Origin of the sequence: Microbacterium sp. NPDC087592 (assembly GCF_044743585.1) — a bacterium.
Taxonomy (GTDB): domain Bacteria; phylum Actinomycetota; class Actinomycetes; order Actinomycetales; family Microbacteriaceae; genus Microbacterium.
Genome location: NZ_JBIUWT010000001.1, coordinates 878701 through 898107, shown reverse-complemented (window position 1 = coordinate 898107; position 19407 = coordinate 878701). Strand labels below are relative to the sequence as shown.

The following is a 19407-nucleotide window of genomic DNA, read 5'->3' as shown; positions in this document are numbered from 1 at the left end:
ACTCATGACAATGACCCCCGAGCAGGCCGCCTGGTTCCAGGGCACCTTCCAGCGACTGGTCGAGAACGTCGACAAGGCGGTGCAGGGCAAGAAGGAGATCGTCGGTCTCGTGATGGCGTCGATGCTCGCCGAGGGCCACGTGCTCCTTGAGGACGCCCCCGGCACCGGCAAGACGAGCCTCGCCAAGGCGCTCGCGGCGACCGTGCAGGGCACCAGCGCGCGCATCCAGTTCACGCCCGACCTGCTGCCGTCCGACGTCACGGGTGTGACGATCTACGACCAGCAGTCGCACCGGTTCGAGTTCCACAAGGGCCCGATCTTCGCGTCGATCGTGCTGGCCGACGAGATCAACCGCGCCTCGCCGAAGACGCAGTCGGCGCTGCTCGAGGTCATGGAGGAGTCGCGGGTCACGGTCGACGGCGTCACGCACGAGGCCGGTCGCCCGTTCCTCGTCATCGCCACACAGAACCCGATCGAGCAGGCGGGAACCTACAAGCTCCCCGAGGCCCAGCTCGACCGCTTCCTGATCAAGACGTCGATCGGGTACCCCGACCTCGCGGTCACGGAGAGCATCCTCGCCGGAGCATCCGACCGCAACCCGTCGGCCGGCCTCTCGGCGATCATCACGACGAGCGCCGTCGCCGACATGGCCGACCTCGCTGCGACCGTGCACGTCGAGCCGGCCGTGCTGCGCTATGTGGCGGAGCTTGCCGAGGCGACCCGTGAGGACGGCGCGATCCGCCTGGGCGTCTCGGTGCGTGGTGCCATCGCGATGATCCGCATCGCCAAGGTGTGGGCCGCTGCGCAGGGCCGCCACTTCGTGCTGCCCGACGACATCAAGGCCCTCGCGCGGCCCGTGTGGCAGCACCGTCTGCTGCTCGACGCCGAGGCGGAGTTCGCCGGTACGAGCAGCGACACCGTCATCGCCCGCGTCCTCGACGGCGTCGCGGCACCTCAGGCCCGAGCAGCGGCCTGATGACCGCGGAGGCTCTTCAGTCGGCGCCGCCGCAGACGGAACGCGACGCCGGATGGCGTGACATCGCGGCCGTCATCGGCGCGCGTGTGCTGACGCGCCTCCGGAAGATCACCGCGGCGATCCGCCCGCTGGCCTGGGTGCTGATGGCCATCGCCGTCGGCTTCTGGGTGATCGGGCAGATCGCCGGCTGGTCGGAGTTCACGATCGCCGCCGCAGTCATCGCGATCGCCGTGGGCGTGTGCGCGCTGTTCCTCATCGGCCGCACCGCCTACGACGTCTCGCTCGACCTCGCCCGCACCCGTGTGGTCGTGGGGGAGCGCGCGGTCGGCGCCCTCACCCTGGCCAACCGCGGCAGCCGGGCCATCCTGCCCTCGCGCGTGGTGCTCCCCGTCGGCTCCGGCCGCGGCGAGTTCGGCATCCAGCGGCTCGCACCGGGAGAGGAGGCGGAGGAGCTCTTCGCCATCCCCACCCAGCGCCGCGGCGTGGTCAAGGTCGGGCCCGTGAGCGTCGTCCGCGGCGACCCGCTCGGACTCTTCGAGCGCGCGCACCGCCGTGACGATCCGGTCGACCTGTTCGTGCACCCGCGCACCGTGCTGTTCGACGGCCAGTCGCTCGGCTACCTGCGCGACCTCGAGGGGCTTCCGGCCGCGGACCTCTCCCGCGACGACGTCTCCTTCCACGCGCTCCTGGAGTACCAGCCCGGAGACGACCTGCGTCACGTGCACTGGAAGTCCACCGCCCGGACGGGCACGATGATGGTCCGTCAGTACGAGGAGACCCGTCGCTCGCACTTCGTGATCGGCCTGTCCCGCTCCCTCAACGAATACGCCACGGCCGACGACTTCGAGCTCGGCATCTCCGCCGCGGGCTCGATCGGCCTCCGTGCCCTCCGCGACTCGCAGCGCGTCGACGTGCGCGTGCAGGGCCGGGAGCTGCCCGCCGGCACCGGCAAGCAGCTGCTCGACTCCCTCGCCGCCGTCGAGAACAGCAAGGCGAAGGAGGGCGGGATCGCCGACCTCGCCGGCATCGTCTCGGCCACGATGCCGCTCGCCAGCGTGGTGGTGCTCGTGTGCGGCTCCCGCGTGCCCTCCGACGACCTCCGCCTCGCCTGCTCGCGGCTGCCCTTCGGCGCCAAGGTGCTCGCCGTCGTGACCGACACGACCGCGACCGCACCGACGCTGCGGCGCATCGGCGATGCCGACGTCGTCACGGTCGGCGCGCTCGAACAGATTCCCCTCGCTCTGCAGAAGGTGCTCGCATGACCGCGCCCGCCACCGCGTCCGCCACGCTGACCCCGCGGCGTTGGATCCTCGACCTCGGGGCGACGGCTCTCCTGGTCGCGACGTCGATGGTCGGATTCTGGCCGACCTTCGCCGGGCCCTCCTTTCTCCCCGCCGTCATCGGCGGCATCCTGCTCGGCCTCGCGATCGCGGCCGTCGCGACGTGGCGGCGCTGGGGCATCCTGACCGTCGCGGGGCTCACCGTGGCCGCGTACTTCGTGTTCGGCGCCGCGTTCGCGCTGCCGCAGACCGCGATCCTCGGATTCATCCCCACGCTCGAGACGCTGCAGAAGCTCGCGCTGGGCACGGTCACCGCGTGGAAGCAGATGCTCACCACGGTCGCCCCGGTGGCAGCGGCCGACGGGCACCTGATCGTCCCGTTCCTGCTGGCGCTCGTGGTGACCACGCTGACCGCCTCGCTCGCACTGCGCCTGTCGCAGGTCGCGTGGGCGCTGCTGCCGGCCGGTGTGCTGCTCATGCTCGTGATCGCGCTGGGCACGCCGGAGCCGGCCTTCCCCCTCGTGCAGGGGCTCGTGTTCGCTGTGGTGAGCATGTCGTGGCTGGCACTGCGTCAGCTCTGGGCGCCGCAGAACATGGCCGTGTCGGTGAGCGAGGTCGATCCGTCCCGGGCGGCGCACATGCGCACTCGGCGCCTGCTGGCCGGAGTGGCCGTGCTGGCAGTCGCGGGCGGGGCGGGTGTCGCCACGGCCGCGGTCGCGACCCCCGCACAGCCGCGTCACGTGTTCCGCGACGTCATCATCCCGCCGTTCGACATCCGCGACTACCCGAGCCCGCTGCAGGCCTTCCGCAAGAACGTGCGCGATGAGGCCGAGGAGACCCTCTTCACCGTGCAGGGTCTGCCCAAGGGCGCCCGCATCCGCACGGCTGTGATGGACCAGTTCGACGGCATGGTCTACAACGTCACCGACGGCGGTCCGACGTCGTCGAGTGCGTTTGCTCCGCTGCGGTCGAACATGGCGCCGGAGGCCGAGGGCGTCCCCGTCACGCTGAAGTTCGAGATCGACGAGTACCGCGGCGTGTGGATGCCGACGGCCGGCGAACTGTCCGAGATCCGTTTCGACGGCGACCGCGCGGAGGACCTGCGCCGCGGCACCTTCGTCAACACGGTGACCGGCACGGCCGTGGCCACGCCGAAGCTGACTGCGGGCGACGAGTACGCGGTCGACGCCGTGATGCCGAGCGAGCCCGACGACGAGCAGCTGGCCGAGGTGGCGTTCGGCAAGGTGTCGATGCCGAAGCCCAGCAACGTGCCCGAAGAGTTGACCTCGCTCGCCGCCGAGACCGTGGCGGGTGCCGAGACGCCGATCGAGCAGGTGCGGGCGCTGGAGACCTTCCTCTCCGAGGGCGGCTTCTTCAGCCACGGCCTCGAGGGAGAGGTGCTGTCGCGTGCCGGGCACACCGCCGAGCGCATCTCGACGCTCGTCGGCGCCGACCAGATGATCGGCGACGATGAGCAGTACGCCGTGGCGATGGCGCTGCTCGCCGGACAGCTCGACATCCCCGCCCGCGTCGTCATGGGGTACTACCCCGACGATGAGCAGGCGGGAGAAGCGGTCTTCACGGCGACCGGCGACAACGTGCACGCGTGGGTCGAGGTCAACTTCGAGGGCGTCGGATGGATGACGTTCAACCCGACCCCGCCCGAAGATCAGGTCCCGAACGATCAGAACACCAAGCCCCGCGTCGACCCGAAGCCGCAGGTGCTGCAGCCGCCGCCCCCGCCGCAGGAGCCGGTCGACCTGCCGCCGACGCTGCCCGACGACCGCGAGTCGGAGGACGAGAGCCTGAACCTCGCCGGCATCATCGGCGCGATCCTGCTGATCGGCGGGATCTCCCTCGCGGTGATCGCCGTGCTCGCCTCGCCGTTCATCGTGATCGGCGCATGGAAGGCCGCGAAGCGCCGTTCCCGTCGCGCTGCCGCTCGCACCTCCGACCGCATCAGCGGCGGCTGGGACGAGCTGACCGACCGCGCCGTCGATTACGGAGCGCGTCTGGCCCCCGGTGGCACCCGCATCGAAGAGGCCGCCGTCGTGGCGTCCTCCCTGACTGTCCCGCAGGTCACCGCGCTGGCCGAGCGCGCCGACGCCGAGGTGTTCGGTCCCGCCGAACCGAGCCCGCAGGACGTGGAGTCTTTCTGGCACGAGGTCGATGAGATCGTCGGCGGACTCGGCAAAGAGGCCGGCTTCTGGAAGCGCGTCAAGGCGCGACTGAGCGTGCGGTCCCTGGTCGGCGGCACGGCGGTCTCGAACGGACTGCAGAATCTGAAGGAAGCGGCGGCCGCGCGCGTTCGTCGCGAACCTGGCACCATCAAGAACAGCACGACGACTTCGTCCTCCGAGAGTGAGACCCCATGACGCAGCCAGCGCTCGATCAGATCGCGCCGATCTCCCGTCGCGCGGTCGCCTACGTCATCGACGCCCTGATCGCCGGCGGACTCGGCATCGTTCTCGGCGGTGGCCTGCTGCTCGCCTCGATGCTCTCGGGTGGACTCGAGGCCTCGATCACCGTGCTCCTCATCGGCGGCCCGATCGTGAGCCTGGTGCTGCTCGCCTGGTTCATCGTGTACACCGTCATGCAGGCGGGTAAGGGCTCGATCGGGATGCGGGCGAAGGGCCTGCGCCTGGTCTCCGCCGCCGACGGAGAGCCGCTCGGGTTCGGGCGCGCGCTGCTCCGCAACATCATCTTCGGCCTCGCCGGAGCCATCGTCGTCGGCTACTTCAGCCCGCTGTTCGACGGCTCGGGCCGCTTCCAGGGATGGCATGACAAGGTCGCGTCGTCGCTGATGCTCGACGCCCGGGTGCCCGCACCGGAACCCGTCGTCGAGGAGGCACCGGTGCCCGAGGCGCCACCGCTCCTGCCTGCACCGTCGTTCGAGCGCCTTCCTCCGGCGCCGATGCCGGGATTCGCTCCGGCGGCGCATCCCGCAGCCGCACCGGCACCCGCACAGGCCGCGGAGCCGGCCCCGCCCGCTGATCCGGCGCCGGTCGCCCGGAGCTACACGGCCCCCGTGCAGGACTCCGGCATGATCGCCTACGTCCCCGGGGTCACCCAGCCGTCGTCGCCCGCGAAGGCTCCGGCACCCGCAGCGCCTGTCGCCCCTGCGGCTCCCGCAGCTCCTGCGGCTCCCGCGCCGGTCGCGGCTCCGCCCGCCCCGCCGGCGCCCGTCGCCGCCCCGCCGGTTCCGCCCGCACCCGCGGCACCGCCCGTGCCACCCGCGCCGGTGACGCAGGCAGCACCGCCGGCACCGCCGACCCCTCCGGCCGCACCCGCCGCCGCAGCACCGGCCGCACCCGCCGCCGCAGCACCGGCTGCGACCGCACCCGCTGCCGCGGCGCCGACACCCGCGCCGGCGGACGACGACCTCGAAGAGACCCGCATCAGCATCCCGGGGCACCGGCTGGTGTTCACGTGGGACGACGGGACGCGCATCCCCGTCTCGCGTCGCACCGTGTTCGGGCGCAACCCCGCCCCCGAGGAGGGCGTCGTCGTCGTACCCGTGCGCGACGAGACCCTCTCTCTGTCGAAGACGCATTTCGAGGCCGCGGCCGAGACCTCGGGCGGCTGGATCCTCGACCGTCACTCCACCAACGGGCTGACCCTCGTGCGCGAGGGCCAGCGCATCTCCTGCCCCGCAGGCCAGCGCGTGCCGATCAAGCTCGGCGACGTGATCGAGATCGGCGACCGCGTCGTCATGGTCGGAGGATACGCATGACCCGTCCGCTCATCGTCGCCACGGGCGCCGCGACCCATTCGGGCCTGCGCCGCCCGCTCAACGAGGACTCGTACATGGCGAGCCCGCCACTGTTCCTCGTCGCCGACGGCATGGGCGGGCACGAGGCGGGCGAGCGCGCGAGCGCGACCGTCATCGACGAGTTCGCGCGCTACATCGGCCGGGTCGACCTCGAGCTCGAAGATCTGCTCGAGGCGCTTGCCCGCGCACGGTCGGCGGTCGAGGCCCTGTCCACCGACGGCAGCGGCCGCGCGGGCACCACGCTGAGCGGCGTCGTCGTCGCCTCGGTCGAGGGGATGGGCTACTGGCTCACCGTGAACATCGGCGACTCGCGCACCTACCGCCTCGCCGACGGCGAGCTCGAGCAGATCAGCGTCGACCACTCGGTGGTGCAGGAGCTCATCGAATCGGGCGAGCTCACCGCGGCGGAGGCGGCCACGGATCGCCGTCGCAACATCATCACGCGGGCGATCGGCGCCAGCAGCACCGGCGACGCCGACTACTGGCTGTTCCCTGCGGAGCTCGGCGATCGGATGCTCATCTGCTCCGACGGTCTGACCACCGAGGTCTCCGACGAGCGGATCACGCAGATCCTGGCCGCCGAGCCCGACCCGCAGCGGGCGGCCGACATTCTGGTCGACGAGGCCGTGCAGGCGGGCGGTCGCGACAACATCACCGTGGTCATCGTCGATGCCGTGTCGGTGGCGGCGCGCCGGGGCGCGCTGCTCCAGGCCGACGACGTCGATGCCGACACGCGTCCACGAGAAGCCGCAGCAGGAGGGGTTCGCTGATGCAGACGATCTACCGACCGGGACAGTGGTACCTGATCGTGATTCCGGGGGCACTGGTGGCGCTGCCACCCGACGCCACGGGCGAGACGGTCGCCGCGCTGTGGGATCGGCTGCCGCGCGAGCGGAGCCTCGCCACGGTCATCGACGTGCTCACGACGCAGGCGGGCGGTTCGTTCGCCGACATGCCGCCGTTCGTCGCGGCCGTGCTGGAGGGCACCGACGCCAGGGTGGCCGTGCGCGGCTCGCTCGCCGTGCGGGTCACCGGCGCGGATGCCGAGGCCCAGACGTTCTCCGGCGCCGACGTCACCACGTGGAGCGAGCGCTTCGTGCCGGGGGTATCGAAGGTGGAGATCACGGTCGACGAGGGCGGCTCCGGATCCGCGCTCCCCGTGCAGAGCGGCATCGTGCTCGCGGCCGCCGTGAGCGCTGACATCGAGCCGGCCGACGCCGAGGCGATCGCGGTCGCCGCGGGCCCGGCGCCCGTGCTCGATCCGGCATCCGCACCGGCGTCCGCGCCCTCCGTCGTCGCTGCGCCCCCGGCTCCGGTGGCCGGCACCTCGGTCCCGCTGCCGCCACCACCCGGGGTCGGGGCCGTGCCCGTGGTGTCGGTGCCCGCACCCGACGCGGCATCCGATCTGCCCGCCGTGCCCCCGAGCGACGTCGCCGACGAGACACCGGATGCCGATGCCGAAGCCGACGCCGAAGCCGACGCCGAAGCCGCGGCAGATGTGGCCGACGCCGACATGATCGAGTCGACGCTGGTGCCGGGGGAGGCGACCTTCGCTCCGCCGGTCGACGAGTTCGACCACCTGTGGGGCGCGACCGTGCACACCCCGATCGAGGCCGCCGCGGTCCGCCCGAGCGAGGAGCCGGAGACGCCCGCCGTCGACGCCGGTGCCGCGACCGGCGATCACGACGGTGCGACGATCTCCGCCGAAGAGCTCCGCAGTCTGCGACAGAGCGCGCCCGCGGCACCCGAGGCTCCCACCGAGGTCATCCCGGTGACCGCTGCGGCCCCGGCGTCCTCGGGGCGCATCCGGGTGTCGTCGGGGCAGGTGGTGACCCTCGACCGGACGGTCATCATCGGACGCCGACCGCGCTCCACCCGCGCGAGCGGGGCGAACCTGCCGCATCTGATCGCGGTGGACAGCCCGCAGCAGGACATCTCGCGCAGCCACCTCGAGATCCGGCCGGAGGGCGACACGGTCGTGGTCATCGACCTGCACACCACGAACGGCTCGACACTGCTGCGTCCCGGCGCCGACCCCATGCGACTGCACCCCGGTGAGCAGACTCTCGTCCTGTCCGGGGATGTGGTGGACCTCGGCGACGGGGTGACCGTCGCGTTCGAGGACCTGCCGTGAACCGACGCCCCTCGCCGCCGCCCTCGCTGCCCGGCTTCACCTATGTGGAGCCGCTGGGCACGGGGGGCTTCGCCGACGTGTTCCTGTACGAGCAGGAGATGCCGCGGCGTCGCGTCGCGGTGAAGGTGCTGCTCGCCGACCGCATCTCCAGCGGTGCGGCGCAGGAGTTCGCCGACGAGGCGAACGTCATGGCGATGCTGTCGACGCATCCGGCGATCGTCACGATCTACCAGGCGGGCGTCGCCGGCGACGGTCGTCCGTACCTGGTGATGGAGTACTGCCCGCGGCCGAACCTCCAGATCCGCTCCCGCAAGGAGCCGTTCTCGGTGGCCGAGGCGCTGCGCGTCGGCATCCAGGTGGCCGGAGCAGTGGAGACCGCCCACCGTGCCGGGGTGCTGCACCGCGACATCAAGCCGGCGAACATCCTCGTCACCGAGTACAACCGTCCGGCGCTGACCGACTTCGGGATCGCGTCGACGACCGGTGCGACGGGCGAGTCCTCCGGGATGTCGATCCCGTGGTCGCCGCCGGAGTCGTTCGCCGAGCCGCCGCAGAGCGGTCCTCGCACCGACGTCTGGGCGCTCGGTGCCACGCTGTACACGCTGCTGGCCGGACGCTCCCCGTTCGAGCGGCCGGGTGAGCGCAACTCCAGCGCCGACCTGATCGAGCGCATCGAACGCGCCGCCCTGCCGAACCTGGCCCGCCCCGATTCGCCCGACAGCCTGCAGCGCCTCCTCGACCGTTCGATGGCGAAGAACCCCGACGACCGCTTCCCGAGCGCCGTCGCCTTCGCTCGTGCGCTGCAGAAGGTGCAGATCGAGCTCTCGCACTCGGTGACGCCGATCGACATCGTCGACGATCACCCGCCGGCGGAGGACCTGGAGGACGACGGCGACGGGCTCACCCGCGTGCGGGAGATCGTCAGCATCGACCCGGGGATGCAGAGCGCGACCCGGCCGTCGGCGATGACGCAGCCGAAGGGCCCGTCGGTCGTCGTGCCCGACGCTCCGCGCTTCGAGATGCCGCCGCGTCCCGAGCCGGCCGTCGAGCAGACGCAGCGTCGCCGGGATGTGGAGGCGTCCGTCCCGGGCGCGACTCCGTCTCCCGCCGCCCCGGTGGTGCCCGATCGCGATGATCGCACCATCGTGCGGCCGCCGCAGGTCGTGCAGCCGCAGGCGCCGGTCGCGGCGCCCCGGATCGAGCCGGCGGCGCCCGCCGCATCGGCCGCCGCACCCGCCCCGGTCGCCGAGGCGGCCGACCACCCGCAGCGCAGCCGCAGGGGACTGTGGATCACTCTGGCTGCCGTGGCGGCCGTCGTCGTGGTCGTCGGCGGGATCTTCGGCCTGAACGCCCTGGTCGCGAACCTCGGCACCGAGCCGCAGCCCGAGGCCACCGCGCAGGAGGTCGACCCGCAGGACCCGGTCTCCGATGCGGTGCCCAAGGTCACCGAGCTCACCGGCACACGGCAGGGCGACCAGGTGACCTTCACGTGGACGAACCCCGATCCGGTCGAGGACGACAGCTTCATCTGGTCCGAGACGGGTGGTGCGGCAGACGGCGCCGTCCGGCAGGCGCCCGACGAGACGGTCACGTTCACCCCCGCGTCGACGGGCGAGGTGTGCATCGAGGTGATGCTGCGTCGCGGCGACGGACGCGCCTCGGAACCCGCCACGGGGTGCGTCGGATGACCGCGCCCGCGGCAGTCACCGTCGAGTTCGCGGGGGAGTACTTCCCGATCGAACCGGGGAGCCGCTTCATCGTCGGGCGCGAGGGAGACCTCGAACTCGACGACAACCTCTTCCTGCACCGCCACTTCCTCGAGATCAGCGACGGCGAGGGGCTCTGGTGGCTCGCGAACGTCGGCACGCGCCTCACCGCGACCGTGACCGATTCGGCGGGCGGTGTGCAGGCGTGGCTCGCCCCCGGTGCGCGGCTGCCCCTGGTGTTCGAGACCACGACGATCGTGTTCAGCGCCGGTCCCACCACGTACGAGCTGGTGCTGCACGCCGCCGAGCCGACGTTCCGCGCCACCAAGCGCGAGCACGACGACGGGGGTGCCTCGACCATCGGCGACGTTCCCCTCACGCAGAGTCAGAAGCTGCTGATCCTCGCGCTGGCCGAACCGCAGCTTCGTCGCGACGGCACCGGCATGAGCGAGATCCCTTCATCGGCGGCCGCCGCCGAGCGTCTGGGCTGGACGGTCACGCGCTTCAACCGCAAACTCGACAACGTGTGCGACAAGTTCGACCGCATCGGCGTGCCGGGTATGCGGGGCGGTCAGCGCAGCTTCGCGACCAACCGCCGCGCACGACTGGTCGAGCACGTCATCGCCTCACGGCTGGTGAGCAAAGACGACCTCCCGCTGCTGGATGCCCCGCAGCCGAGTGAGGCAGAGGGAGAGAACGAGTGAAGGTACGGCTGACCCTGCTCCGTCAGGGCGCGGCATCCAGCGACATCGAGGTCACCGCTGAGAACACGGCGACGATCGGCGAGATCGCCGCGATGATCGTCCGGGCGGACCCGCTCGGATCCTTCGCCACCGCCGATCCGACCGCGGTGACGCTGGAGGCGTACAGCTCGGTGGTCGCCGGCTCGGGTGACCTGCTCGCGCCGGAGTCGACCTTCGCGCACGTCGGTCTCGCGCACGGAGCGACCGTCCGGGTGGTGCCCGCCACGTATCAGCAGCGCCCGGTGATCGGTCGCATGGAGGTCGGCACGGGGCCGGGAGCGCGATCGATCGCGCTCACCCGCGGCACGATCGTGCTCGGTCGAGACGACACCTGTGATGTCGTGATCGACGATCCGCTGGTGTCCAAGCGCCATGCGCGGCTCGAGATCGGCGATCGCGTCGAGATGATCGACCTGAACTCCGCGAACGGCATCCTGATCGACGGGGCCTCTGTCGTGCGTCTGGTCGCCGCAGAGGGGGAGCTCGCCGTCGTGATCGGCGACACCCCGATCACGGTCAAGGTCGAGCCCGATGCCGCTGCGCCCTCGCCGGCCGTCGCCTCGATCCGCCAGGTCGAGTTCGTGCGATCGCCGCGCGTCGAGGAACGCTACCTCGGTGAAGAGCTCGACGGCACGGATCTGCCCGTCCCCGCCCGCAAGCAGCCGTTCCCGATGCTCGCGCTCGTCGCCCCGGTGCTCATGGGCGGCGCGATGTTCGCCTTCACCCAGAGCCCCATGTCGCTGATGTTCGTGGCCCTGTCGCCGCTGCTCATGATCGGCACCTGGGTCACGACCAGGAACCAGAACAAGCAGGAGCTCGAAGAGGACAAGAAGCGGTTCGAGGAGCAGCTGGAGCGTCTGGACGCCCGACTGCAGAGCGAGCGCGAACGCGAGATCGACGTGCGACGGCGCGAAGTTCCGCTGCTGCGCGAGGTCAGCGACGCCGCACTCGCGGCCGGACCCACCATCTGGACGCGTCGAGCCGAGCACTGGTCGTTCCTGCACGTGCGACTCGGTATCGGCGACACCGGCTCCCGCAGCTCCGTGAAGGATTCCAACGGCCGGGATCGTGCGATCCCCGAGTACGTGGAGAAGCTCGACGCGGTGATCGATTCCACCAGGATCGTGCCTCAGGTGCCGATCCTGGAAGACCTCAAAGACGTCGGCGCGCTCGGCATCGCCGGCCTCGGCGGTCGTTCCACGGGATACGCCCGAGCGCTCCTCGCCCAGATCGCCGGCCTGCACGCGCCCGGTGACGTCGGTGTCGTGGGCCTGTGGGGCCCGCGCTGGGGTGCGCAGCTCGCCGACGCGAAGTGGCTGCCGCACGCCTGGTCGGCGCAGGCCGCGCTCGGTGTGCAGCCGATCGGCGACGGTCCGTCGTCGGCGGGGCAGATCGTCGCCCGTCTCGAAGAGCTGATCGACACGCGCTCCAGCCGTGGCGGCGAAGCCGTCGAGCTCGGTGCACTCCAGGCCGAGAAGGCCGCGACGAACAGCGGCTCGAAGGTCGGCGAGGACTCCTCGCGCAACCGGAACGACTCGGTGCCGAAGCCGGCGATCGTGGTGCTGATCGCCCCGGATGCGCCCATCGACCGCGGACGCCTCATCCAGCTCTCCGAGCGCGCCGCCATGCGCGGGATCTTCCCGGTGTGGCTCACGGAGGATGCCGCTGCCCTCCCGGCATCCTGCCGTACGTTCGTGGAGCTCGGTCAGACCGACAGTGCGCACTTCGTGCGACTCGGTGAGACGGTGGACAACCTCTCCGTCGACGAGCTCACGCGCGAGCAGTTCGCCGTCTTCGCGCGCGCCCTGGCCCGCCTGACCGACGCCGGCGAGGTGGCCCTCGACCGCAGCGACGTGCCGCGGGCCATCTCGATGCTGCATCTCCTCGGGCGCGACATGGCCACCCAGCCCGAGAGCGTCGTCGACCGCTGGACCCAGAATGACTCGCTCCATTCCCGGCGCAAGTCCGGTTCGGCGCGGCGCTACCAGCCCAAGCTGCGCGCCCTGGTCGGCGCCGGCGCGGAGGGCGCGCTGCAGCTCGATCTGCGTCAGCAGGGACCGCACGCCCTCGTGGGTGGGACGACGGGATCCGGGAAGAGCGAGTTCCTGCAGGCATGGGTGCTCGGCATGGCGACCGAGTACAGCCCGGAGCGGCTGACGTTCCTGTTCGTCGACTACAAGGGCGGCTCGGCGTTCGCCGACTGCACGAGCCTGCCGCACTGCGTCGGCATCGTGACCGACCTGAACGAGCACCTCGTGCGCCGCGTGCTCGTGAGCCTCCGGGCCGAGCTGCACTACCGCGAGCACCTGTTCAACCGCAAGAAGGCCAAGGACATCCTCGAGCTCGAGCGCGCCGGCGACCCGCAGGCCCCGCCCGCGCTGGTGCTGGTGATCGACGAGTTCGCCGCCCTCGCCAAGGAGGTCCCGGAGTTCGTCGACGGCGTGATCGACATCGCGCAGCGCGGTCGTTCGCTGGGCATCCACCTGATCATGGCCACGCAGCGTCCGGCCGGTGTCATCAAGGACAACCTGCGGGCGAACACGAACCTCCGTGTCGCCCTGCGCATGGCGGATGAGACCGACAGCAACGACGTGATCGGCACGAAGGACGCCTCGCTGTTCGATCCGGGCACACCGGGTCGAGGCATCGCGAAGACCGGCCCGGGGCGCATGACCCTGTTCCAGTCCGCCTACGCCGGTGGCTGGAGCCTCGGCGAGAGCGACGGCGTCGATGTGGCGATCGCCTCGTTCGGCACCACCGACCAGGGACCGTGGGAGCTGCCCATCGACGAGAACGCGGTCGTGGTCGATGAGGACCTCGGTCCGAACGATCAGCAGCGGCTCGTCAGCACCATGGTGCTCGCCGCTCAGGCGGCCCAGGTCGAGAAGCCGCGTCGGCCGTGGCTCGACGAGCTGGCGCCCACGTTCGACCAACTCAAGCTGCCGCAGCGCACGGACGCTGCCCTGCTGCTCGGCGTCGTCGACCAGCCGGAGCGCCAGGAGCAGGTGCCGTTCCATTTCCTGCCCGACACCGAGGGCCACATGGTGATCTACGGCACCAGCGGCGCCGGCAAGAGCGCCGCGCTGCGCACCCTCGCGGTGTCGGCCGGCATCACGCCGCGCGGTGGCCCCGTGCACGTGTACGGGCTCGACTTCGGCTCCGGCGCGCTGCGGATGCTGGAACCGCTGCCGCACGTGGGCTCGGTCATCTCGGGCGACGACGCCGAGCGCGTGGCCCGGCTGTTCGCGACGCTGCGCAGCGAGCTCGATCGTCGTGGTGATGCCTACTCCGCGGTGGGCGCGGCGACCCTGACCGAGTACCGCGCGCTGTCAGGCAAGTCCGACGAGCCGCGCATCGTGGTGCTCATCGACGGCTTCGCGGCGTTCCGCAACGACTACGAGGCCGTGATCGGTCGCTCCGACACCTACAACGCCCTGCAGGAGGTGCTCTCCGACGGACGAGCGGTCGGCATCCATGTGGTGCTGTCGGCCGACCGGTTCCAGAGCATCCCGAGCGCGCTGAACGCGATGATCCAGCGCCGCGTGGTGCTGCGCATGTCCGACACCGACGCGTACAACATCCTCAACGTCCCCAAGGACGTGCTGAACCCGGAGTCGGTGCCCGGACGCGCGATCGTCGGCGAGAACGAGGCGCAGATCGCGATCGTCGGGGGTACGCGCAGCATGAAGGAGCAGTCCCTCGCGATCGAGCGGATGGCGGCATCCATGTCGCGCCGCGGCGTGCCGGATGCTCCGCCGGTGCGGGCGCTCCCGCTGAGCTACCGCATCGACGAGGTCCCCGCTCTCCTCGGCGACCAGCTCGTGGTCGGGCTCTCCGACGCCGACCTCGGCCCGTTCGGGATCGAGCCGACCGGTACGTTCGTGATCGCCGGCCCTCCCGCGAGCGGGAAGAGCAATGCGCTCGCGGCGATCACCCAGCAGATGCTGCGGGCGCGGCCGGGCACACCCACGCTGTACCTCGGGTCGTCGCGCTCGCCGGTGAAGAACGCGGTGGCGTGGACGGCTTCGGCGGCCGACGGCATCAGCGGCACGGCGGCCGTCGCCGAGATCGTCGAGAAGGCCGAAGCCGGTCTCAAGCCGGTCGTGGCCGTCGAGGGCGTGGCGGAGTTCGCGTCGTCGCTGCTGGAGATGCCGCTGTCCGACCTGGTCAAGCGGGCCGGTCGCGGCGAGCTGCTGCTGCTGTTCACGGGCGACACGAGCGAGTGGACGAGCAACTTCGGTCTGCTCGGCGAGATCAAGCAGTCGCGCCGCGGCGTCGTGCTCCAGCCCGAGACGATCGACGGCGAGCTCGTGCTCAAGGCCCCGCTGCCGCGGATCGGTCGGGGCGAGTTCCCGGTGGGGCGTGCGGTGCTCGCGCAGCGCGGAAAGGTGGTGCGTGTGCAGTTCCCGCTCGTCATCCCCGAGACCGTTTGAGCGCACATCCGAGACCCGATGGGGACTTCTCCCCATTTGCAGACCAGAACCGCTTCGTTAGTCTCGAAGCACAAGAACTCTCCGGCACCCGCCGGGGCGACCGGAAGGTAACACCATGACGAACCTCAAAGTCAGCTACGCCGACATGAAGGATGCTGCTGGCCGTCTCCGCACGGGCCAGCAGGACATCGAAACGCAGCTGAAGAACCTCCGCGCATACGTCTCGCAGCTCGTCTCGGGCGGCTTCGTGACCACGTCCGCCTCTGGTGCGTTCGACGCGTCCTACGCGCAGTTCAACCAGGGCGCGACCGCGACCATCGCCGGTATCGAGGGCATGGCTCGCTTCCTCGACGTCGCAGCCCAGTCGCTGCAGTCGACCGACGAGCAGCTGGCCGCGCAGATCCGCCAGTAATCGCCGCACACCACACGAGGGGATGCCGACCTCGGCATCCCCTCGTGTGCGCCTGCACGACCTTCATCCATCTCCGGGGGGGAACGATGAGCGACCTCACGCTCGAGAGCAGTCTGCTGGACGCGTCGCGTTCATCGATCAGCGCCGCCATCCAGACGTTCGCGAACGCCGACCGGTTCGGTGACGACGTCGCCGGGCTCACCGGCCACGGCGGCCTCTCCGGCAAGGTGCAGGACTTCGCCGGCAACTGGGATCGCAAGCGCGGCCAGCTGCAGAAGAGCCTGGAAGGCATCCGCGACACCCTGCAGGCGATCGCCGACACCTTCGGCGACCTCGACCGCAACATGGCGAAGAGCGTCACCGACGGCATGAAGCACGTCGAGCGGCCGCAGGGTGGCCAGACCGCGACGCCTCCCACCGTCGGCGGCGGTCCGGACGGCGCCACGGGGCCGACTCCTGGACCGGCTCCCGGCCCCTCGCCGGCTCCTGCACCGGCCCCCGGTCCTGCACCTGACCCGATTCCTGCGCCGTTGCCGTCTCTTCCCGAGCCCGGTATCGGTGGCGGTCCTGCGCCGGTGCTGCCGTCGCTTCCGGATCCGATTCCTGCGCCGTTGCCGTCTCTTCCCGAGCCCGGCATTGGTGGCGGTCCTGCGCCGGTGCTGCCGTCGCTTCCGGATCCGATTCCCGGGCCCCTGCCGTCGCTGCCGGGTGGAATTGCTGGCCCCGACTTCCCCGACCTGATCGCGGATCCCCCGCGGGTGGATGTGCCCGCCCTTCCCGGCGCGCCGATCGCGCCCGCCCCGGGCATCGGTCTCCCGACGATCGAGGCGCTGCCCATGCCGTTCCCGGTCGCCGATCCCCCGCCCGCTCCCGAGTTCGTGACCCTCCCCGCCGAAGCCGTGCTGCCTCCCGAGAACCTCATCGCGTTCTCCGCGCCGGCCGAGCGCATCGACACGGTCCTCTCGGATCTCGGCTCCCTCATCGACATGCGCAGCGAAGGCGAGGCTCTCCGATGAACGGTCTCTGGAACCAGAACGACTGGTCGCAGCTGCTCGAGGGCGACCCCGGCACGCTCGAGACCCGCTCCGGTGCGCTGTCCCGTCAGGCCACCGCGATCAACGACGCCGCCCAGGCGCTGCAGGACATCGTCTCGGGGCAGCTGAGCAAGTCGACGACGGCGCTGCGGTCGACCGCCGCCGAGTTGCAGACCTCGATGTCGCAGGCGTATCTGCGCTACGACGAGACCGCCACAGCGCTGCGCACGTACGCCGTGACGCTCGCGCCCATCAAAGAGCAGGCGGCCAGGGACATCCCGGCTCTCGAAGCCGCGCAGGGCCGGTTGGGCACGGCCGAGCACGCGGCCGGCGATGCACAGCGGCGGCAGTGGTTCGAGGGGCTGAGCAACTCGCCGCAGGACGTGCGTCAGGACACCGCCGACGACCTCTCCCGTGCCGAACGCCAGGCGTCGGCCGCCCAGTCCGACATCAACGCGATCGTCGCTCGTCTCCGCGCCGGAGCACAGAGCAAGGAGGATGCGGCCCAGGCCGCCATCCGCGCGATCGAGAGCGTCATCAGTCAGGGCAAGGACTCGGTCCTCGACAACATCGCCCAGTTCTTCGAGGGTGTGGGCGACCTGCTCGCCGGCATCGGGCGCTGGGTCACGGATGTCATCAAGGGGGTCCTCGACACCCTCTCCGATATCTGGAACGCGCTGCTGCCGAAGATCATGGCGGTGCTGCTGCTCGCCCTCATCCCGATCGTCCTCGGGCTGGCGGGATTCCTCCTCGGCGGACCGCTGCTCGGCGCCGTGCTCGCCCTGCTCGGCGGTGCTGTCGCGCTGACCATCGGCGGGGTGCTGATCACCCGCATCCTCACCGACGTGCTCGCGCCCGACCCCGAGGTCACCCCCTTCGAAGTCGACGAGCGGAGCATCCCGATGCCGTCGCGGTCCGACTACGCGACCGATGCCGAATACCAGCAGGCGCTGGAGGCGTGGCGCAACCAGATGTCGACCGTCAGCGGCGCCTCGCTCGACAACGCCTTCGCGGAGGCCGGGCTCGTCGATGACCTCGGCGGCACGTCCGCGGCCGACGAGCAGGGCGTGATCCGGGTCGAGCAGGTCGTCGGCGCCGACGGAGTGACCCGGTGGCGGGTCGTGCTGCCGTCGACGCAGGACTGGGTCATGAGCCTCCAGGGGATCAACGACACCGGGGCGACCAATGACCTCGACAGCAACCTCGCGCTCATGCTGACGCCCGAGCTGCAGACGCAGTACGAGCGTGCCGTGATGCAGGCGATGCAGGATGCCGGCATCGATCCGGGCCCGAACGGCGACCCCGTGATGCTGGTCGGGTTCAGCCAGGGCGGCATCATGGCGGGGCACCTCGCGGCGAACCGGTCGAGCGCGTACAACTTCGAGGCCGTGATGGCGTGCGGATCTCCCATCGATGCCATGCGCATCCCGCCGACGACGCAGGTCATCTCGATGCAGCACCAGGGCGATCCGGTGCCGATGCTCGACACGCTCACCAACGGCGCGGTGAATCCTCGGCAGGAGGACAACTGGCGCACGTTCACACCCGTCGCGCCCGGACACCAGCCGGCCGCGATCGACGCCGGCGCGCATAACGCGGGTCTCTACAACATCAGCTGGCAGGAGCAGCTCGCGAATCTGCCCGCCGACGAGCGTGCGAGACTGGAGCAGTTCTACGCCCACGACGGTGCGACGGTCGCGACCGAAGAATATGCATGGAGTGAGTGATGTTCCGACGCCTGACACTGACCGCTGCAGGAATCGGCGTCGCCGGGTTGCTGCTGACCGGGTGCTTTCCGACCGGTGCGCCCGCGCCGGAGAAGACTCCGCCCGCATCCACCCAGGAGGCTGAAATGACCGATCCCGCACCCGTGGTCGACGCGGTGAAGGCCGCGCTCCCCGAAGCGCTCCAAGTGGAGGTGCAGCCGAATCAGGACGGCCTGACGTCGGGCTGGGTGATCGACGTCGAAGTCCCTCTCGGATACGTGGTGACCGGGGACAGCCTGACCGCGGTCCTGGTGTCGGCCTGGAAGGCCTCCGAGCCGAAGCCGGCGTTCGTGAAGTTCAACCCGTGGTCGACGTACGAGGGCAAGGAGGGCGCGATCGAGGCGCAGCGAGCGGCCGACGAGCTCGGCATCGACTGGAGCCCGAGCCTCTCCGTGGGCGTGAACGTGCCCGACTACGAGATCGAGAAGCTCGCCGGTGAGTGAGGTCGCCGTCGAGGCGGCGACGCCCGAGCTGCGCTTCCGACTCCTCGGCGCTTGGCACCCGGTGCTGCTGAACGACCTCGACAGCGGTCCGCTGGTCGCCGACTTCGTCGACGAGGTCTTCGGCCGTCGCGACGAGGATTCGACGTTGCGGGCGCTGACCCGCCGCGACCTCACCGAGGCGGTCGCGAGTGCTCGCGCGCTGCACGCCAAGGCGATGTTCCTGATGACCGAGCTGCGTCCCGGCACGCCGCTGCCGGTGACCCTCACGGTCTTCGAGCAGCCCGATCTGCGGATGTCCCCGGCGATCGGGGTCTCGCCGCAGGCGGTCGTCGCGACGCTCGAGAAGGTGTTCACCGAGCTGCAGCGTCCCCACCTCGACACCGCCCACCGACTGCAGATCCCCGGCTCCGCGATCCTCCGACTGCACAGCATCGAGGAGCAGAAGCTGGCCCACGAGGAAGACCTGCGTGAGGCTCCGGAGGAGTTGGCGGCTGAGGCGGGGGCGGTCTCGATCCGTCGGCTGTCCGCCGACTACTGGTACACGGTCCCCGGCTCGAAGCAGGTGCTGCTCGTGAACCTCTCGACGCCGGTCGGCGACATCCCGCACGTGCTGCTCGGGTTCTTCGACAGCATCGTCGAGGCGTCGTACTTCGAACTGCCGGCTGCACCGTCGGGGGCGTCCGCCGAAGCCTGAGCCGCCCTGGTCCC

The 19407-nt window shown here is 70.9% G+C and carries 14 protein-coding genes; all 14 read left to right on the top strand.

Annotated elements, in window-relative coordinates; translation table 11 throughout:
- Positions 1-4: 4 nt before the first annotated feature.
- The 14 genes from ACIOTO_RS04320 (at position 5) to ACIOTO_RS04255 (ending at position 19393) form a co-directional block, all read left to right on the top strand.
- The gene (locus ACIOTO_RS04320; RefSeq protein WP_029261313.1) at positions 5-976 is read left to right on the top strand and encodes a MoxR family ATPase; all 972 of its coding nucleotides are present in this window, start codon (positions 5-7) and stop codon (positions 974-976) included.
- Complete coding sequence (locus ACIOTO_RS04315) at positions 976-2238, top strand: DUF58 domain-containing protein (protein ID WP_029261314.1); 1263 nt, start codon at positions 976-978, stop codon at positions 2236-2238. The genes ACIOTO_RS04320 and ACIOTO_RS04315 overlap by 1 nt, the downstream gene beginning before the upstream one ends.
- Positions 2235-4631: a transglutaminaseTgpA domain-containing protein gene (locus tag ACIOTO_RS04310; RefSeq protein WP_400856707.1), complete on the top strand. Its 2397-nt coding sequence runs from the start codon at positions 2235-2237 to the stop codon at positions 4629-4631. Before ACIOTO_RS04315 ends, ACIOTO_RS04310 begins: the two co-directional genes overlap by 4 nt.
- Positions 4628-5989, top strand: a complete 1362-nt coding sequence (locus ACIOTO_RS04305) for an RDD family protein (RefSeq protein ID WP_400856706.1) — start codon at positions 4628-4630, stop codon at positions 5987-5989. The genes ACIOTO_RS04310 and ACIOTO_RS04305 overlap by 4 nt, the downstream gene beginning before the upstream one ends.
- The gene (locus tag ACIOTO_RS04300; RefSeq protein ID WP_029261272.1) at positions 5986-6798 is read left to right on the top strand and encodes a PP2C family serine/threonine-protein phosphatase; all 813 of its coding nucleotides are present in this window, start codon (positions 5986-5988) and stop codon (positions 6796-6798) included. The genes ACIOTO_RS04305 and ACIOTO_RS04300 overlap by 4 nt, the downstream gene beginning before the upstream one ends.
- Complete coding sequence (locus tag ACIOTO_RS04295) at positions 6798-8162, top strand: FHA domain-containing protein (protein ID WP_136025556.1); 1365 nt, start codon at positions 6798-6800, stop codon at positions 8160-8162. The genes ACIOTO_RS04300 and ACIOTO_RS04295 overlap by 1 nt, the downstream gene beginning before the upstream one ends.
- Positions 8159-9850, top strand: coding sequence for a protein kinase (locus tag ACIOTO_RS04290; protein WP_400856703.1), 1692 nt, complete (start codon positions 8159-8161; stop codon positions 9848-9850). Before ACIOTO_RS04295 ends, ACIOTO_RS04290 begins: the two co-directional genes overlap by 4 nt.
- Complete coding sequence (locus ACIOTO_RS04285; protein ID WP_029263897.1) at positions 9847-10572, top strand: hypothetical protein; 726 nt, start codon at positions 9847-9849, stop codon at positions 10570-10572. Before ACIOTO_RS04290 ends, ACIOTO_RS04285 begins: the two co-directional genes overlap by 4 nt.
- Positions 10569-15044: an FtsK/SpoIIIE domain-containing protein gene (locus ACIOTO_RS04280; RefSeq protein ID WP_400856701.1), complete on the top strand. Its 4476-nt coding sequence runs from the start codon at positions 10569-10571 to the stop codon at positions 15042-15044. Before ACIOTO_RS04285 ends, ACIOTO_RS04280 begins: the two co-directional genes overlap by 4 nt.
- 115 nt (positions 15045-15159) lie before the next feature.
- Positions 15160-15456, top strand: coding sequence for a WXG100 family type VII secretion target (locus ACIOTO_RS04275; RefSeq protein ID WP_017204355.1), 297 nt, complete (start codon positions 15160-15162; stop codon positions 15454-15456).
- A gap of 86 nt (positions 15457-15542) precedes the next feature.
- Positions 15543-16472 carry a hypothetical protein gene (locus ACIOTO_RS04270; RefSeq protein WP_400856698.1) on the top strand — a complete coding sequence of 310 codons (930 nt, stop codon included), beginning with the start codon at positions 15543-15545 and terminating at the stop codon, positions 16470-16472.
- Positions 16469-18217 carry a hypothetical protein gene (locus tag ACIOTO_RS04265; RefSeq protein WP_400856695.1) on the top strand — a complete coding sequence of 583 codons (1749 nt, stop codon included), beginning with the start codon at positions 16469-16471 and terminating at the stop codon, positions 18215-18217. Before ACIOTO_RS04270 ends, ACIOTO_RS04265 begins: the two co-directional genes overlap by 4 nt.
- Positions 18217-18699 (top strand): hypothetical protein, encoded by a 483-nt coding sequence (locus ACIOTO_RS04260; RefSeq protein ID WP_400856692.1) that lies wholly within the window; start codon positions 18217-18219, stop codon positions 18697-18699. The genes ACIOTO_RS04265 and ACIOTO_RS04260 overlap by 1 nt, the downstream gene beginning before the upstream one ends.
- Positions 18692-19393 (top strand): hypothetical protein, encoded by a 702-nt coding sequence (locus ACIOTO_RS04255; RefSeq protein ID WP_400856691.1) that lies wholly within the window; start codon positions 18692-18694, stop codon positions 19391-19393. The genes ACIOTO_RS04260 and ACIOTO_RS04255 overlap by 8 nt, the downstream gene beginning before the upstream one ends.
- Positions 19394-19407 lie beyond the last annotated feature (14 nt).

Coding starts and splice junctions, on each gene's coding strand:
- ACIOTO_RS04275 (WP_017204355.1), top strand. CDS start 15,160: ATGACGAACCTCAAAGTCAGCTACGCCGACATGAAGGATGCTGCTGGC.
- ACIOTO_RS04265 (WP_400856695.1), top strand. CDS start 16,469: ATGAACGGTCTCTGGAACCAGAACGACTGGTCGCAGCTGCTCGAGGGC.
- ACIOTO_RS04305 (WP_400856706.1), top strand. CDS start 4,628: ATGACGCAGCCAGCGCTCGATCAGATCGCGCCGATCTCCCGTCGCGCG.
- ACIOTO_RS04310 (WP_400856707.1), top strand. CDS start 2,235: ATGACCGCGCCCGCCACCGCGTCCGCCACGCTGACCCCGCGGCGTTGG.
- ACIOTO_RS04300 (WP_029261272.1), top strand. CDS start 5,986: ATGACCCGTCCGCTCATCGTCGCCACGGGCGCCGCGACCCATTCGGGC.
- ACIOTO_RS04285 (WP_029263897.1), top strand. CDS start 9,847: ATGACCGCGCCCGCGGCAGTCACCGTCGAGTTCGCGGGGGAGTACTTC.
- ACIOTO_RS04320 (WP_029261313.1), top strand. CDS start 5: ATGACAATGACCCCCGAGCAGGCCGCCTGGTTCCAGGGCACCTTCCAG.
- ACIOTO_RS04270 (WP_400856698.1), top strand. CDS start 15,543: ATGAGCGACCTCACGCTCGAGAGCAGTCTGCTGGACGCGTCGCGTTCA.
- ACIOTO_RS04260 (WP_400856692.1), top strand. CDS start 18,217: ATGTTCCGACGCCTGACACTGACCGCTGCAGGAATCGGCGTCGCCGGG.
- ACIOTO_RS04295 (WP_136025556.1), top strand. CDS start 6,798: ATGCAGACGATCTACCGACCGGGACAGTGGTACCTGATCGTGATTCCG.
- ACIOTO_RS04315 (WP_029261314.1), top strand. CDS start 976: ATGACCGCGGAGGCTCTTCAGTCGGCGCCGCCGCAGACGGAACGCGAC.